Below are 16,926 nucleotides of genomic sequence, written 5' to 3'. Positions count from 1 at the left end.
AAATTACAATGATATACATCAAAAGACTAATATTTATAATACTTATTGTTACATCTTGCCAATCTATAGGACAACTTAAGTTTGAAGCAGATATAGTTAATGAATTAAAAGAAGTTTCGGCCGTAGAGCTAGATGCAACGTCTCATATAAGATGGATAATAGAAGACGCTGGTAATAGTAATGATTTATTTGGCTTGGATAAAAAAGGCCAAATTACTAGACGTATTTCTGTTAGTAACGCTAAAAATAAAGATTGGGAAGATTTAACTATCGATACAGAAGGTAATATCTATATTGGAGATTTTGGTAATAATAATGAGCATCGTAAAAAGTTTAAAATTTATAAAATAAATCATAGCGATTTAACCAAGGATGTTGTTACCGCAGATATTATTGAATTTACATTACCTGAAGCCGAAGATTCTAGAGATTTTGAGGCCTTTTTTATTTACAACAAAGCCTTCTACATATTTAGCAAAGAGACTAAGAAATTTATTTTTGTGAAAGTTCCTAATAAAATCGGAAGTCATATTGCTACTTTGAAATCTAATTATAATCTTGATGGAAAGAAAAATAAAATTACTTCTGCTGATATTAGCACTGATGGAAAGATAATTGTTTTATTAAACCATGATAAAGTTTGGAAACTAACGAACTATAAAAACGATGACTTCTTTTCTGGAAAAATTGAAAAACTATCTTTTGAACATGATTCTCAAAAAGAAGGTGTTTGCTTTAAAACAAACACCCAAATCATTATTACTGATGAACGCAATGGCTTTGAAGGTGGTAATATTTACAGTTTTAAGATTAATTAAAACCCAAAACCTAATCTAAACCCTAAACGCAAACCATCATCACTACTAAATGCTGAAATATTAGCACTAAACATACTATAAGCCGTTATAAAGACACCTCCACCTATAGACGTATTCCATTTATCAGCATTAAATGCGGTATCTATTACTTCACTATCATCTATCCAAACACGACCATAATCGAATCCTCCGTAAAACCCAATATTAAAAGGTAAAAAATTAGAAGAGGTACGTCTTAGATTAAAACGTAAATCTGTGCTTTGTACAAAAGATTGTTTTCCAGAAAAACGTTCTCTTCTGTAACCTCTTAAACCAGTTTGATCGCCTAAAACCGCTGCTTGATAAAACTCAAAATCATCGCCTAGATTAATATGACTTCTTAATTTAGTAGCCAAAACCACCTGCCCTTCCGGAACTAATTTGTAATTAAACCCTAATTCTGGGACGATATAACCAAAACCGTCTGAGGTACTTAAATTATTTTTAAACCCTGCTTCTAATCCAAAATGCATACCTAATGTTGGGAATGTGTAATTATCCTTAACATCGTAAACATACTTTGCATGTGCACCAATGAAGTTTTGTTTATCAAATAAATTATTATCAGCTGTTGTTATACTCTCAAGAAAACGACCAGAAGTACGATCTACTTCATTTGACTCATACGACACACCAACTTCAAAAAGTGAGCCCTCTTGTCCTTTCCAAACTAATGAAGGAGCAACACTTATTGTTCTTATTTTTACACGATTATAATCTAAATTTACATCTAAACCATCATCTTCAACTGACTCTGGATTTACGGTACTGTTTCCAAAACCAAAAAAGTTTCTTGCAAAATTTGGACTAGTAAAGTTTACGTCTAAACTTAAATTAGCACTACCAATAACATTAGCAAACTCAGCTTTATAACCAAGATCATAACCATTTGTAGCAAAATAATAACCTGCTGAGAATGTATGCTGCGATGAAAATGGATTACGCTCAAAATTATAATTAGTTAATTTGTTTACAATACCAATACTAAAACCATCATCTGGATTTGCTCCAATAGAAGGCAAAAGTTGATTTGTACTATTTTTTAATTTTTTATAGTTGTAAACATTCGATTCGTAGTCATCAGTTATTTTTTGGCGACCATTCTTTGTTAAAATTGTATTCTTCTTTGATTTATGGTCATAGAATTTAACTTTCTTTCCGTTTTTTATATCATACGTATCATTATTATGGCCACCAACTAATCTTACTTTAATTAGTCTATCACCTTCACCAAACACATTAAAAACATCATCATCATCTAAAGCATAAACCCAAATTTCTTTAGTTTCATCTTTGTTATAAATACGCTGATGAAATATGTCAGCTTTTTTATCGTCCTTAATTCTGTAACCTGTTACTTTAGTTATTCCATTTGGCATACGTTCAATATCAAACCAATCATCTTTATTAGTTCCTTTTATAACAGCAAACTTGTTAATAACCTCATAGTATCTGTTTGTAATATCTTGAAGGTTACCACGCCTTGCTATTAACATCTTCTTTATGTCTTCTAAATCATTATCTCTAACTTCTTGTGGTACATTTAAAAATGCTTTTTCAATAATCTCATCGGTTACATTTTCTTGGATAAGCTTTACTTGCGCATCCCAAACCGTTTTATCTGATCGTTCAATAAGTTCCATATCTAAAGGATACGGCTCTACATTAATAACTTTTACGTCTTGTAAGTCATCTCCATACTTTCTTAATAAGCCAGCAGTAGGCACTAGTGCTATCGCAGTTGTTAACAGAAACCCATCACTCATTTTAGAAAATGCTTGATCCCTATCTCTTGGCATAGGTCTATAAACTTTTTTACCATTTTCTTTAAACTCTAGCCAACGCCATTGGTCTTGATGCCTATCCCAATCTCCGATTAACATATCAAACAAACGTGCTTTAATATAAGCCGCCTCGTCTATAATAATATCTTCATCTTTGCGGATTTTTTTCATCATATCCTCCGTACTCAAAAGCGTATTACTGTAACCAAAACTTGCCTTATCATCATGCCCTTCTGATGTATGTTCTTCTATCATATATAATTCATCCCCAAAATCAACGTTAAAATCTCCTAACGCATTCTGTTTAGGTACATAATAAAGCACAGGATTTGTGTGATACACACCTATAGCATCTGCTAAATCACCTACGATAAAAGGAGCATAAGGATGAGCTCCTGTAAATACATCTAATAATAAATTTGTTGCAAAAGTATCGTCTAGCTTATCACCAATATATTGGTCTTTAAACATAATAGCTTGTAGATACCGAGAAGCCTGCTTTTTGAGTGCGCGCATCACATATTGTCTACCATTTTTATCTTCTAATCTTAAAGATTTAGACTGATTACCTCCCCCTTTTCTTACTGGCACTACTCCACCAAATAATGTGTCTAAGCTTACCGTTGGTACCATAACTTTAGTACCAAATTGCTTGCGATAACGATCACCCCAAAGAAAATTATGAAAACCAGATACATCAATTTCTTCTTCAGTATATATCGCTGAGACCTTTTCCCTTGGGAAGTCTTTTGGATATGAGGTAGTATCTTTATTTTTATTAGGCTTTAACACCTCTGTTTTAAAAACTACCTCATCAGTTCCGGCTTCGTAAAAACGAACAAAAGAAGAGCCATCTTTAAAGACATCTAAACGTGTATATCCGTTTACTCCATACGCAAATTGTCCGTTTCCAATTAATCGCGCTGCCGATATTTTTGATCCAGAACCACTAATGATTTGGGGTAGACCTGCCTCAACTAAATATTGAAGGTTATGCTCATGCCCAGAAACAAAAACCACTTTATCGTTTTGCTGTGCCAGAGTTACAACTCTATTCTTTAACTCATTGTACATTTTATTCTGCAAGTCAACATTAATGACACCTCCCGTTTTCTTTGCTAAATTTTTTAGAGTGCCAATAACCGGTAATGGTTTCATATGGCTTTTAAAAGAATACTGTCCTCCATGAGAACCGTTATTAAACATTGGGTGATGCATCGCAATCAATGTTGTTTTACCTCTTGCTTTTTTTATTTGGCTACCTAATTCACTTAAAAAATCTACACGAGTTTTTATATCACAATCATCGTTAATTGTTGGGTGATTATCCCAATTTGTGATGTACCAATGAGAATCGATAATCAATAATACCACATCATCAGAAATTTTCACTTTCTCGATAGGACATCCATTTTCTGGTAAAAATGTATTTTTACCTAAAGCATCTTCAACAAATTTTTCTTGTTTTTTTAATCCTTTTAGACCACTGTACCAATCGTGGTTTCCTGGTATAAAAATAGTATTACCCTTATATTTTTTTGCAGCATCTATTTGCACTTTTAATCTGTGTTCTGCTAATTCTTTACTTTCAGATTTTTTATCTGTAAATCCTTTTGGATAAATATTATCCCCAAGAAAGATGGCAGTACTGTTAAAAGAGGCTTTGTTTAAAGCATTTTCAAAATCTTTTATAGCTTGATCAGTTTCTCCTGCTAAAGAATTACCAGCATCTCCAATGAGATAGAAGCTATGTGATATCTCTTTATTTGTTGGAAATTCAACCTCAACACCATCGGAGATTTGCTTTTTTAAAGTAGCACAAGCATTAAAAAGAAATAAAATTGCAAAGAGAATGATACACTTACGTAAGAAATTCATGTTGAGGGTTTTATAATTAATAGCAAGGCAATATAATAAAAATTACTCACTTACTTTTCCCACATGCTATCTACAAAATAATGTTTACAATCTAGGAAGTTCTTATTTAAGTTGAATTTTGAATTTTTAGCTAAACTACTAATATCCTCAAGACTATACTTTTTTGAGAGTTCTGTCCATATCAATTCATTATAATCAAACTCAATAATTTGATTTAACGCTTTTATTTCTACTACTTGTTTTCTAAGGCTTACAATATAACTTTTTAAATCTCCTGTGATGGGATTATAGTGGCAATAGAAATCAAAGTCATCAATTTTAAAATCTGCGTCTAATTCTCTATTAATTCTAACTAATAAATTCAGATTAAAACGTTTGGTAATACCATGCTTGTCATAGTAGGCACTATGAATTATAATTGGGTTTTTCTTTATATCAATACCTACCAACAATTTATCACCTGTCTTCATGTTCTCATTAAAAAGCTGCAACAACTGATCTACTTTCTCTTGTACATAATTACCTATGTTACCTCCTAAAAATAAAAGTAGACTTTGGTAATCGCTAGCTTTATTAGCTTTTAAAATTTCAAAATAATCGCCCACTTTAGGATGAATTTTTAAATTTGGCAATCTTTCTTTCAAACTTACAGTAAGCATATCTACAGCTTGTTGAGAAATATCTATGGGTATATAATGAAAGTCAACATTGTTATTTACTAAAAACTCTAATAGTTTAAAGGTTTTAAAGCCATCGCCTGACCCTAATTCTACAATATTAAAAGGTCCTGAAAACTGTAGAGCTTCAAAAATCTGTTTAGACTGCATAGAAAAAATCTCAAACTCAGCATTTGTTGGGTAATACTCTGGCATATTCATTATTTCTTGAAATATGCGACTACCGTTATCATCATAAAAATACATTGATGATATATATTTATTTTTAGCAGTTAAACCTTTAAGTACATCTTGTGCAAAAGTATCTGTCATTTATTTTGCGAGTCTAATTCCTGAAAATTGCCAACGCATTTCAGGGTGAAAAAAGTTTCTATAAGTTGATCTACTATGGTTTTTTGCAGTAGCGATGGAAGCGCCTCTTAGTACCATTTGATTAACCATAAATTTACCATTGTATTCACCAATAGCACCATCTGCTTTTGTGTAATTTGGATAAGGCAGATAAGCACTATTAGTCCATTCCCATAATTGTCCATATAAAAATTGCTCTGATGCTATTTCCCACTCAAATTCTGTTGGCAGACGCATACCTTTCCATTGTGCAAATGCAAATGCTTCATAAAAACTGACATGACCAACTGGTAAGTCTCCATCAACCTCTTTGAAACCTTGCAAGGTATAACACATCCATTTACCGTTTATTTTATGCCAATACATTGGTGCTTGTAAGTCATTATTCTGAACAAAATCCCAACCTTCTGCATGCCAAAGATTAAAATCTTTATAACCATCAGCTTCAATAAATTCTATATATTCTGAATTGGTGACTAAACGATTTGAAATTTCAAAATCATGCAAAAACACCTTATGAAGACCTAATTCATTATCCCAAGAAAAATCATCAGTTTTATGACCTATCTCGTACAAACCTTCTGAAATAGAAATAAATTTTTGGTGTTCGTTTTCTTGTTGTAACTGAATTGAAAAATCTAGTATTGGAAATGAAGGTTGATGCCCAAAAATATATTTAATATCATATATCAATAATTCTTGATGTTGTTGCTCGTGTTGTAAGCCAATTTTAATGACTTCTGAAATTTCTTTTGTTATGCCTTTCGCTATAAACTCGGAGATTTGCTCATTAATATAAGCTCTGTATTCTAAAACCTCGTTTAAAGTAGGTCTTGTCATTAAACCTCGGTTTGTTCTAATAACACGATCACCAATAGTATTGTAATAGCTATTGAAATAGTAGCCAAAATCTTCATGAAATACGTTATAACTTTCTTTGTGTGTTTTTAAAACAAATTGTTCAAAAAACCAAGTTGTATGTGCTAAATGCCATTTTGGTGGCGACACATATTCTACGGGTTGTATCGACGTATCTTCTGGTTTTAAAGATCTACAGATAGCTTCGGTTTGATGCCGTTTTTCTAAAAACTCTTCTTTTGTTATATAATTAGTTGTAGGCGTCTCCAAGGTTTAATATTTTAATATTTGAGTTTCAAAAATAACTTCGCTAGCAACTGTTTTGTGAACTGGACAACGTGAGGCTATTTCTTTTAAACGTTCTTTTTGAGAAGTATCTAAGTTACCTACAAATTTTAATTTTTTATTGATATGATCTAAGTATTTTGGCTTATCTACTTCCATTTGCAAGTCATCACTGTGCTGTCTAGAATGAGAAATATAGACAAAAACCTCCTTTAAATCCCATTGCTTTCTTTGCGCATACATTTTTAATGTCATTACAGTACATGCTGCTAAAGCTGCATTAAGATACTCGTATGGAGAGGGTCCGAAATCACTACCTCCAACACTGGCAGGTTCGTCAGCAATTAACGTATGATTTTTTGTTTGAATAGATGTTGTAAAGTTATCTTCTTCAATATTTAAATGCCCAACCAATTGTTCACCTTCAGTACTTAACATTAGGTTTTCAACTTTTGGAAAATAACGTTGTGCCCAAGTACCAATAATATTACCAACATACTGGCTATCCTTTTCGTTTAATAACAAATGATCTGCATCATCTAATGTCACAAAACTTTTAGGATGATGTGCGTTATGATATAACTCTTGCGCATTTTCAATACCTACAATCTTGTCGAATGGTGAATGTAATATTAATATTGGTTTTCGTAAGTCTTTAATGATTGCTGGTAAATCTGTCTTATCAAACTCAGCCACAAAATCTTGATTTATAACAAATGGTCTTCCGCCTATATTAACCTTAACGTCTCCTTTTTCGTTATTCTCTTCAAACTGATGAGAAAATAAATGCTTTACATGACTTACATTTGATGGTGCACCAACAGTAGCAACAGCTTTAATATCATTTATTTTAGAAGCCGCAACAATCGCAGCAGCACCGCCTAAAGAATGACCTACTAAAAGACTAGGCGCTTCATAATTATGTTTTATATAATTGTGGACATCTAATAAATCATTGACATTAGCAGAGAAATGACTGTCTGCAAATTCTCCTTCGCTTCTACCTAAACCTGTAAAGTCGAATCGTACAACCGCAAAACCGTCTTGGATCAATGCTCTACTTATATGTTTTACAGCACTTAAACTACTACTACACGTAAAGCAATGCGCAAAAATGGCATAGTAATTCGGTTTCTGATTAGCTGGTAGTTCTAGATATGCATTTAAAACAATACCCTTTCTGTTTTCTATTTTAAGTTTCGTGCTCTTCATTAATCTTCAATTTTAACACCTCTCCAAAAAGCGACTTTATTCTTAATACCTTTTGCTAATTCTGATACTTCCGGATAAAACCAAGCTGCATCTGTATTTTGTTTTCCGTCTACATTAATAGTATAATATGAAGCTACACCTTTCCAAGGACAGTTAGTATGCGTTTCACTTTTATTGAAAAATTCTTTTTTAATACTATCATGCGGGAAATAGTGGTTGTTTTCTATAACTACAGTATCATTACTTTCTGCAATTATTTTATTATTCCAAATTGCCTTCATATCTACTATTCTTTTAATTTTTAAGAACTACAACTCAACATTGAACAACCGACTTTGCTTCTAGCCCATTCTGGTCTTTTAGCAAACCATTCTTGGTGTTTTGGTTGTTCATCATATGGTTTTTTTAAAAGCTCAAAGAGCTCATTAATTAAAGTATTATCACCCTTATCTGCTTTATCAATTGCTAGTTGTGCCATATAATTTCTAAGCACATATTTTGGGTTAACCAAATTCATTTTACTTAGTCTTTGATTATCCACTAATACCTCTTTGGTTAATCTTTGGTCGTAAGTTTTAAACCAAACTTTCCATTTTTCAGAAATCAAATCTTTAATCTCTTCTGGTTTGTAAAACGCTTCCATTATTATCTCTAACCCTTTACCACCTTCACCTTTTTTATAGTTAGCTAATACTCTAAAAAATATGGTCATATCTGTTTCAGATAATATAAGGCAATCTTCGAGATTCGCTATTAATTTCGCATCGTTTTCATCTTCAATTTCAAATCCTAATTTTGAGCGCATCATTTGAAGCGATTTAATTTCAAAATTTGTTTTATAATCATTTAAAATAGCTTCAAAAGGTTCAGCTTCTTCAACTAATAGGTAGAGTGAATTAGCTAATTGTAATAAATTCCATAGTCCAATATTTGGCTGATTTCCGAATCTGTATCTTTTATTTTGACGGTCTGTAGTATTTGGTGTCCAACCAAAGTCAAAGCCTTCTAACCATCCGTATGGTCCATAATCTATAGTTAAACCGAGTATGGACATATTATCGGTATTCATAACTCCATGCACAAAACCAACACGTTGCCAATGCACAATCATTTCTAAAGTTCTTTCAGAAACAGCTTTAAAAAACTTGATGTAAGTTTCCTTTGAAGGTTTTCCAATTTCCGGATAAAAGTATTTAATAGTATAATCTGTAAGCTTCTTTAAGTTATTCTTATCATTCCTTGCTGCAAACAATTCAAAATTACCAAAACGAATAAATGTTGGTGCAACTCTACTTACAATAGCGCCTTTTTCGTAGTCTGAATTACCATCGTAAAGCATATCTCTTAAAACGTCATCTCCAGAAAACATTAAGCTTAAAGCTCTTGTCGTTGGCACACCTAAATGATACATTGCCTCGCTACACAAGTATTCTCTGACCGAAGATCTTAAAACTGCTAAACCATCTCCTTGTCTAGAATATGGTGTTTCACCAGACCCTTTTAACTGTAACGCCCAACGTTTTTGATTATGAACAACTTCAAATAAATTAATTGCTCGACCATCACCAAGTTGGCCAGCCCAATTACCAAACTGATGCCCTGCATAAGCCATGGCATAAGGCTTTGTTTTTGGATAAACTTTAGACCCAGAAAATACTTCTAAAAAATCATTAGAATTTATAGCATCTTTATCTAAACCAATTGCATTTACCATTTCTTTAGACGCATGAATTAATTGCGGTTTTTTAGGTAACCTGGGACTAACGTAAGAATGTGTAGCTTCAAAAACCTTACGTCTCGTGTTTTCCTCTACAGAATCTGAAGGTAATTCTCTACTGAATGTATCTTTTATATTTAATTGCATATTATTAAGTAATGCGGTTGAAGGTTAACGACTGTTATAATTATGTAACCACATTTGCTAAGTTACTAATTCACAAATCATATAGCTGATAAATAATTCTTAAATTAGCAGCTATAGTAAATCTTATGAAGAACATTTTAGAAGAAACAGAAAAGTATGTAGTCTCTTATTTAAATGATAATTTAGATGCATCGTTTGTATACCATAACTTAGCACATACGCAACGTGTTGTGAGTAAAATTGAAGAATTAATTAAAGAGAGTTCTTTAAAGGAGGATGAGGAATATCAGCTACTTATTGCTGCTTGGTTTCATGACACTGGGTTTACCAAAACTATAGATGGACACGAAAAAGTAAGTGTAAAAATTGCTTCGGAATTTTTGGAAGCTCACGAGGTTTCTGAGGCAAACATTAAAACTATAGCGGAAGTTATTATGGCAACTGAAATGAGCTTTGAACCAAAAAACACGTTAGAAGGACTAATAAAAGATGCTGATTGTGCACATATATCTAGTAAACGCTATAATGATTATGCTGCTTTACTGAGAAAAGAATGGGAACTAACGCTCAACCGAAAGATATCTAAAACAGAATGGTTTGAAGAAAATATTGAATTTTTAACACATCACACCTTCCATTCTGATGCTGCTGTGAGTAAATGGGAAAGTCGCAAAGGAAAAAATTTAGCTAATCTTTTACAAAATCAGAATAAGGTTAAAGATGATACCGAAAAGTTGAAGCAGAAAAAAGCAGAATTAAACTTTAAGAAAGAAAAGTTAGACCTACCAGACCGTGGAGTAGAGACCATGTTTAGAGTAGCGCTTCGAAATCACATTACGCTTAGTGATATCGCTGACACAAAAGCAAATATTTTACTATCGGTGAATGCTATTATTATATCATTAGTATTATCTAATTTAGTTTCTAAACTCGATAATCCCTCAAATGGTTATTTAATTTGGCCAACAGCAATATTTGCTATATCAACTGTAGTTTCAATTATTTTATCCGTTTTAGCAACAAGACCAAATGTAACTGGCGGAAAATTCACAAAAGAAGATGTAGCCAATAAAAAAGTAAATCTTTTATTTTTTGGAAACTTTCATAAAATGAAACTTGATGAGTTTGAATGGGCCATGAAAGAAATGATGCAAGACAAAGATTATCTCTACAGTTCACTTACAAAAGACTTGTACTTCTTAGGTTTAGTTTTGAATAGAAAGTATAATATACTACGACTTACTTATACTGTTTTTGCTGTAGGGATTATTGTAAGTGTTATTGCTTTTGGTGTTGCATTTCAATTTTCTGGTTTAGAAACACCAGTAAAAGCTATGCTATCGATTAAGCTTTAATTTCTTTCATTAAATCCTCGTAGGTATAAAAAGCTTTATCATCTTTCTCTTTATGGTACAATACGCTTGCACGAATAGCCTTTAATCCTGTGACTGCCTGTAAATCTTGAAGCTCAACAATCTCTACATCATCATCTAGATATTTTTTAGACTGTAAAAATTTCACATATCTTAAATATTCAATTTCGTCTTGTTTCTGTGAATAGATAATACTTATTTTTCCTTTTTGGGTGACCCGTTCAGTAGTTCCTTTTATATAAGCTTTATCAACACGTTTTTTTACAATTTCGTACCGTGCATTATAAGTGCCATCAACATCAAAATGTTTTTCATCCATTCTAAAACTAATAGACAAAGATTGATTAAACACTAAAATCATTGAAGCTACATCCAATTTTACCGGAAAGCTAGATTGCATTAAATAGAAGGCATTTTCCATTTCGCACATTACTTGCAATTGCCATAACCTTAAATTATAAAGATAAATAGGGTTAAAATTATCTTCTTTAGTAATGGATTCGCCAATGTACATATTGTGCTCTACACCGTCTGTTTTAAACCGCTCAAAATAATGAGGATACATTGCTTGTGCCTCTTCTTGCTTTTTATCTAAAAGCGCAGCCATTTCTTTATTGATTAATGCAATGGTATTATCATAGTTTTTTCTATGGTTATATAAAACATCAACTTTATCATCTATACTATTAAAGTAGGACTCTAATTGTGGCTTTAAGCTTTTAATTGATAATAAATGTTCTAAAACAGGACTGATATCTTGTTTTATAAATGCGGCGATTTGCTGCTCACTGTCAACTTGAAAATGGGTATTTAAGGCTTCTAAAAAGTCGTTTATTTGATACAAATATTGCTCATAAATTGGCAAGTTTTCAATTTGAAATGCCTCCTCAATAATGGATTTAATACTATTTAACTGTAATGATAAATCTTGTTGAGTTGCCCAATTCCTAGCATCAGATGATCCTTTTATATCTATTTGTCCATAGAGTGGATATATATTTTCAAAGGCAATCTTATTAAAACTTGGTTCTTTTCCGTTTAATTGATCTTTTATGAAATTTTTAGCTTCCTTTTCAAAAACCCAATGTACACTTGGATGTATTGATGTACATTCTTTTTGAATAATAGCGTCAATTAAATTCGCTTCATCATTTTTAGACTGTTCTACAGCAGATACAATAAAAGGCATAACATCGACTAATTTATTCGCATTGATACTATTTAAAACCTTGGGTTTATCAGAAACAATTTCAAGAATACCCATTAAACCATCTTCATTTGCGATAGGTGCTAAAATTGCACTTTTAATGCCTTGATCTTTTAGTGTTTTATACTGAGGTGCTTTCCCTTTTGATAGCTTAAAAAATTTATCTACATCTGAAACTGTATAAAACTTTTTATCTTTTAGTAAAGCCTTATAAGACATACTGCAGATAGCTTCAGAGCATTTAAGGCTCGTGTTTTTATTTAGTAAATAACTATCTATTCCAACGTCATAAACGCGTTCAAAACTATCTTCTTCTTCATTATAAATAGAAAAACCAACTCTAATATCCTTTAAACCTAATAAGGAGCGGAATATCTCGTGAAAGTCTTCCATGAAACTTTCATCCTTGCGCCTATCTTCACCAATTAAAGTTGATTTGACATTTGAAATCGATTGGTCATCCGTAACATCAAAAATATTCGAAATTACAAAGCCTTTAAATTCATAACTATTTAATGGAAACTTCTCTTTCCATAAGTCTATATTATCAAAATTATCTAATAAATCTTCGTAATCTTCTATAGTGATTTTAGGAGCATTTTCCTTTGGAACAATTTCAGTGAAATCTGCATTATATAGAATCTTGTAATAACGCATTACACCTTCTGAATCAGGGATTTCGTAAAAAAAAGGTCGTTTAAAATTAAGATTATAACCGTAACAAGCGTTCAAAATAATCGTACAAGCAATGATATACCTTTGGTCTGTAGGCATGTTTTTTATTTGTAACTCAAAATCCTCACCTGCTGTTTTTAAAATGGACTTAAAACGTTCTGAAGAATTAAAAATAAGATTATGAAAAGGCACCGAAGCCGTCTTTATTTCGTTTTTAGTTAAAATAGGACTAAACGAATCCTGAAGAATGCCTTCAATTTCTTTCCCATAGGTCTTGAACACAGCTAAATCACTAAATCCGTCTCTTAAGACTGGGTTCTGTTCTGCAATCTTGAGCACACGTCTCGCATTGGTTGCAATAAAATCATTGTCTGCTTTGATTAAATCTTCATACTGATTTAACAATTTATTGAAGCTAACCTTAAGTATAAGAGGTGATTCTATGTTGTCGTTAATATCCAAAACGTAATTTTTATATTAGTAAAGTTACTAAATAATTGGTTTAGTCAGCAAATAACTGATATCCTTACTAAATTTTTGTTAAGTATAACTTAAAAAACAAATCCTTTTCTGGTAATCTACCACTTCAATGAACATAAACTAAAAGAATTTAACTTTGAAAGTGACGATTTTAAAACTTGAAAATTAATAGTTTATAAAGTACTTCCTTATAAATATAAGATTGAAAATTCAGAAAATAAGTCTTGGACAAAAGACTTTGATTTTTATAACAGTTACAATTCAGACCAAGTTGAGTTTAAGGTTTTATTAATTGGGTTAGGTGGTGGTATTAAGGTTGAACAAAATTCAATTTTAACGGCTGAAAAACTCTTTTCTAAAATAGATAAGAAGCCAATGCGTCGTTCTGAGATAAGGCATCATAAAAATAAAAAAGCCTCTTGTTTCCAAGAAGCTTTTAACAAAGTACAGGCGGAGAGACTCGAACTCTCACACCGTAAAGCACTAGATCCTAAGTCTAGCGTGTCTACCAATTCCACCACGCCTGCAATTTCCCATTAAATAATGGGATGCAAATATAAACAATAGTTTCTATATTCAAATAGGATTTATTTAAGAATATAATCGTTCTTAAATTCTTATTTTTGTGTAAAACAGAATTCATTATATGAAAACCGTACAATCTTACGTAAACGACAACAAAGACAGGTTCCTTAACGAACTTATAGATTTATTAAAAATCCCTTCAATTAGTGCAGATTCCGCTTATAAAGCAGACGTATTAAAAACAGCAGATGTTATTAAAACAAGCCTAGAAAAAGCAGGTTGCGACCATGTTGAAATTTGCGAAACTGAAGGATTCCCAATTGTATACGGTGAAAAAATAATTGATAAAAATTTACCAACTATTTTAGTTTATGGGCATTATGATGTGCAACCACCAGATCCTTTAGATTTATGGAATTCACCACCTTTTGAACCTGTTATTCAAAAAACAGAATTGCATCCCGAAGGTGCCATTTTTGCGCGTGGAGCATGTGATGATAAAGGACAAATGTACATGCATGTAAAAGCAATGGAATACATGACAGCTAATAATGAATTGCCTTGTAACGTAAAGTTTATGATTGAAGGTGAAGAAGAAGTTGGTAGTATTAACCTTGCGAAATATGTTGCTTCAAATAGAGAAAAACTCACCAACGATGTTATTCTAATTTCTGATACGGGTATGATTGCACCAGATGTGCCATCTATTACCACTGGTTTAAGAGGTCTTAGCTATGTTGAAGTTGAAGTTACTGGTCCTAATCGCGATTTACATTCTGGTTTATATGGAGGAGCAGTTGCAAATCCTATTAATGTGTTAACCAAAATGATTGCATCACTTCACGATGAAAATAATCATATTACAGTACCTGGATTTTACGATAAGGTTGAAAATCTATCTGATGCAGAACGCGCAGAAATGGCAAAAGCACCATTCTCTCTAGATGCTTATAAAAAAGCTTTAGATATCGATGCAGTTTATGGTGAGGAAGGCTATACAACGAATGAGCGTAATTCTATACGACCAACATTAGACGTTAACGGAATTTGGGGAGGTTACACTGGTGAAGGCGCAAAAACAGTGATTGCTAGCAAAGCTTATGCTAAAATATCTATGCGCTTAGTACCAAACCAAGATTGGGAGGACATTACTGAATTATTTAAAACACATTTTGAAAGCATTGCTCCCAAAGGAGTAAAAGTAAAAGTAACACCACATCATGGAGGTCAAGGCTATGTAACTCCAATAGATAGTATTGGTTATAAAGCGGCTTCAAAAGCTTATAAGCAAACCTTTGGAAAAACACCAATACCACAACGTAGTGGCGGAAGCATTCCTATTGTATCTCTTTTTGAAAAAGAACTAAAAAGCAAAACTATTTTAATGGGCTTTGGTTTAGATAGTGATGCAATTCACTCTCCAAACGAACATTTTGGAATATGGAATTACCTAAAAGGTATCGAAACCATTCCTTGGTTTTATAAGTATTTTACGGAACTAAAAAAGTAAACTATTCCTTTACAATTTTGAAAGTCGCAGATTTTAATTTTGAAGTAATCGTTACAAAGTAAATACCTGTAGTATTATTTTCAAGATTGATTTCTGTGTATGCTTTATTAGAATCTGTGGTATTTATTAATTTACCTGAAACATCATTTATTGTAATAGTCAAATCTTGTAGTGTTGCGTTTTCTACCTTTAGAATTGAAACTACTGGATTAGGATATACTTGAATTTCAGACACTAAGAATTCGTCTGTAGATAATATACTAAAAGCAACACAATTACTTATTTCATCACATGTACCATTACTAACTGTTACAGCATAATTACCGTCTGTAATTGCTGTAAATGTTTGACTGGTTTCACCTACAATTGGTAAATCCGTATCGCAATCTATCCATTGGTATGCAGAAGATGTTTCATTAGCTATTAATTGTGTAGCAGTTACAGAAACCATATTATCTAAATTTACCAAACCAGCTTTAGTAACCATATAAGCGGTTACGAGTTTGGTAATCTCTGTCATATATTGAAAATCTATGTCCTCTGCTCTATCATTAGACGTATGATAATCTGGAGTTTGGTCATTAGTTTCCCAAGATTCCCCTACCAAAACGGCAGAATAGCCTTGATTCCAAAAACGTGCGTGGTCACTAGCATTGGTTCCAGGGTTTACAACTATTGGATTTAAATCAAACGTATACGTATTCAATATATCTAATAAATCATCTTTAATTTCTAAAGAATTAGCGATTGGTCTTACATCAATATCAAACTGATTGTCGCCTGCTGTACCTGGCGCATCACCATCAAAACCAATCATATCCATATTTATAACACCTAGAATATTATCTCTTGTATTTCCATTGCTTGTATCCGCAGCTTGTTGTGCATAAAAATTAGCGCCTAATAAGCCTATTTCTTCTTCGTCCCAAAGCGCATAGACTACGGTTTTATCTAAACATTGGGTGGATAAAATTCGTGCAATTTCCAAAACAGCAGATACACCTGTGGCGTTATCATCTGCGCAAAATGTAGTTACGGAATCGTAATGTGCACAGACTAAATAAATATCTTCCGGATTGGTCTGCCCTAATTGTGTTGCTAAAACATTCTTACCGTTTGTATTAAAATCTTGAATAGTTACCGAAAGATTTGATAAAGCTTGTAAGCGTTCCTGAATATAACTCGCTGCTAGATCATTATTACTCTGCACTCGGTTTGTAATGGTTTGCATAGCACCGTTAATCATTGCTGGTTGCTCACCCGAAATTTCAGTAACACTTAACTGTAAATTAGCGTTACTGACCTGATCGATTATATCTTGTATTGACTGCGAAAATGATAAATTAACACACAGTAAAAACAATACGAAGTAGAACTTTTTTTTCATAAC

11 protein-coding genes, 1 tRNA gene and 1 pseudogene are annotated in these 16,926 nt (G+C 32.3%); 4 read left to right on the top strand and 9 right to left on the bottom strand.

Features of this window, described 5'->3' with window-relative positions; all coding sequences use genetic code 11:
* The first annotated feature begins 8 nt into the window (after positions 1-8).
* Positions 9-818: a hypothetical protein gene (locus B2U95_RS00380; RefSeq protein ID WP_296311172.1), complete on the top strand. Its 810-nt coding sequence runs from the start codon at positions 9-11 to the stop codon at positions 816-818.
* On the opposite strand, the gene B2U95_RS00375 is transcribed toward B2U95_RS00380, so the two are convergent.
* From B2U95_RS00375 to B2U95_RS00350, 6 genes are read right to left on the bottom strand one after another with little or no spacing between them, the layout of a single operon-like run.
* Positions 815-4,519, bottom strand: a complete 3,705-nt coding sequence (locus B2U95_RS00375; protein WP_296311170.1) for a metallophosphoesterase — start codon at positions 4,517-4,519, stop codon at positions 815-817. The genes B2U95_RS00380 and B2U95_RS00375 overlap by 4 nt on opposite strands.
* A gap of 50 nt (positions 4,520-4,569) precedes the next feature.
* A complete protein-coding gene (locus B2U95_RS00370) occupies positions 4,570-5,508 on the bottom strand; it encodes an L-histidine N(alpha)-methyltransferase (protein WP_296311167.1) in 939 nt (312 codons plus the stop codon).
* Entirely contained in the window at positions 5,509-6,675 is a 1,167-nt protein-coding gene (gene egtB / locus B2U95_RS00365; RefSeq protein WP_296311163.1) for an ergothioneine biosynthesis protein EgtB, read from the bottom strand.
* A gap of 3 nt (positions 6,676-6,678) precedes the next feature.
* Complete coding sequence (locus B2U95_RS00360) at positions 6,679-7,902, bottom strand: bifunctional alpha/beta hydrolase/OsmC family protein (RefSeq protein WP_296311159.1); 1,224 nt, start codon at positions 7,900-7,902, stop codon at positions 6,679-6,681.
* On the bottom strand, positions 7,902-8,183 hold the full coding sequence (locus tag B2U95_RS00355) for a DUF427 domain-containing protein (protein WP_296311158.1): 282 nt from the start codon (positions 8,181-8,183) through the stop codon (positions 7,902-7,904). The genes B2U95_RS00360 and B2U95_RS00355 overlap by 1 nt, the downstream gene beginning before the upstream one ends.
* A gap of 20 nt (positions 8,184-8,203) precedes the next feature.
* Positions 8,204-9,766, bottom strand: coding sequence for a protein adenylyltransferase SelO (locus B2U95_RS00350; RefSeq protein WP_296311155.1), 1,563 nt, complete (start codon positions 9,764-9,766; stop codon positions 8,204-8,206).
* Positions 9,767-9,891: 125 nt separating this feature from the next.
* Between B2U95_RS00350 and B2U95_RS00345 the strand changes: the two genes are divergently transcribed.
* Positions 9,892-11,121 (top strand): Pycsar system effector family protein, encoded by a 1,230-nt coding sequence (locus B2U95_RS00345; protein WP_296311153.1) that lies wholly within the window; start codon positions 9,892-9,894, stop codon positions 11,119-11,121.
* Here B2U95_RS00345 and B2U95_RS00340 read toward each other — a convergent pair.
* Complete coding sequence (locus B2U95_RS00340; protein ID WP_296311149.1) at positions 11,111-13,483, bottom strand: GAF domain-containing protein; 2,373 nt, start codon at positions 13,481-13,483, stop codon at positions 11,111-11,113. The two genes, B2U95_RS00345 and B2U95_RS00340, sit on opposite strands and share 11 nt — an antisense overlap.
* Before the next feature lie 186 nt (positions 13,484-13,669).
* Between B2U95_RS00340 and B2U95_RS16240 the strand changes: the two are divergent.
* Positions 13,670-13,879 (top strand): annotated as a pseudogene (locus B2U95_RS16240) (DUF4174 domain-containing protein); the annotation flags it as partial.
* Between the two features lie 67 nt (positions 13,880-13,946).
* Here B2U95_RS16240 and B2U95_RS00335 read toward each other — a convergent pair.
* Positions 13,947-14,028 (bottom strand) — tRNA-Leu (locus tag B2U95_RS00335).
* A gap of 119 nt (positions 14,029-14,147) precedes the next feature.
* Between B2U95_RS00335 and B2U95_RS00330 the strand changes: the two genes are divergently transcribed.
* A complete protein-coding gene (locus B2U95_RS00330) occupies positions 14,148-15,536 on the top strand; it encodes a dipeptidase (protein WP_296311147.1) in 1,389 nt (462 codons plus the stop codon).
* A gap of 1 nt (position 15,537) precedes the next feature.
* On the opposite strand, the gene B2U95_RS00325 is transcribed toward B2U95_RS00330, so the two are convergent.
* Entirely contained in the window at positions 15,538-16,923 is a 1,386-nt protein-coding gene (locus B2U95_RS00325; RefSeq protein ID WP_296311144.1) for a M28 family peptidase, read from the bottom strand.
* Positions 16,924-16,926: the final 3 nt, after the last annotated feature.

Source organism: Winogradskyella sp. UBA3174 (genome assembly GCF_002364335.1).
Classification (GTDB): Bacteria; Bacteroidota; Bacteroidia; order Flavobacteriales; family Flavobacteriaceae; genus Winogradskyella.
The sequence above is the reverse complement of the archived record's forward strand: the minus strand, read 5'-3'. Positions and strand labels throughout refer to the sequence as shown.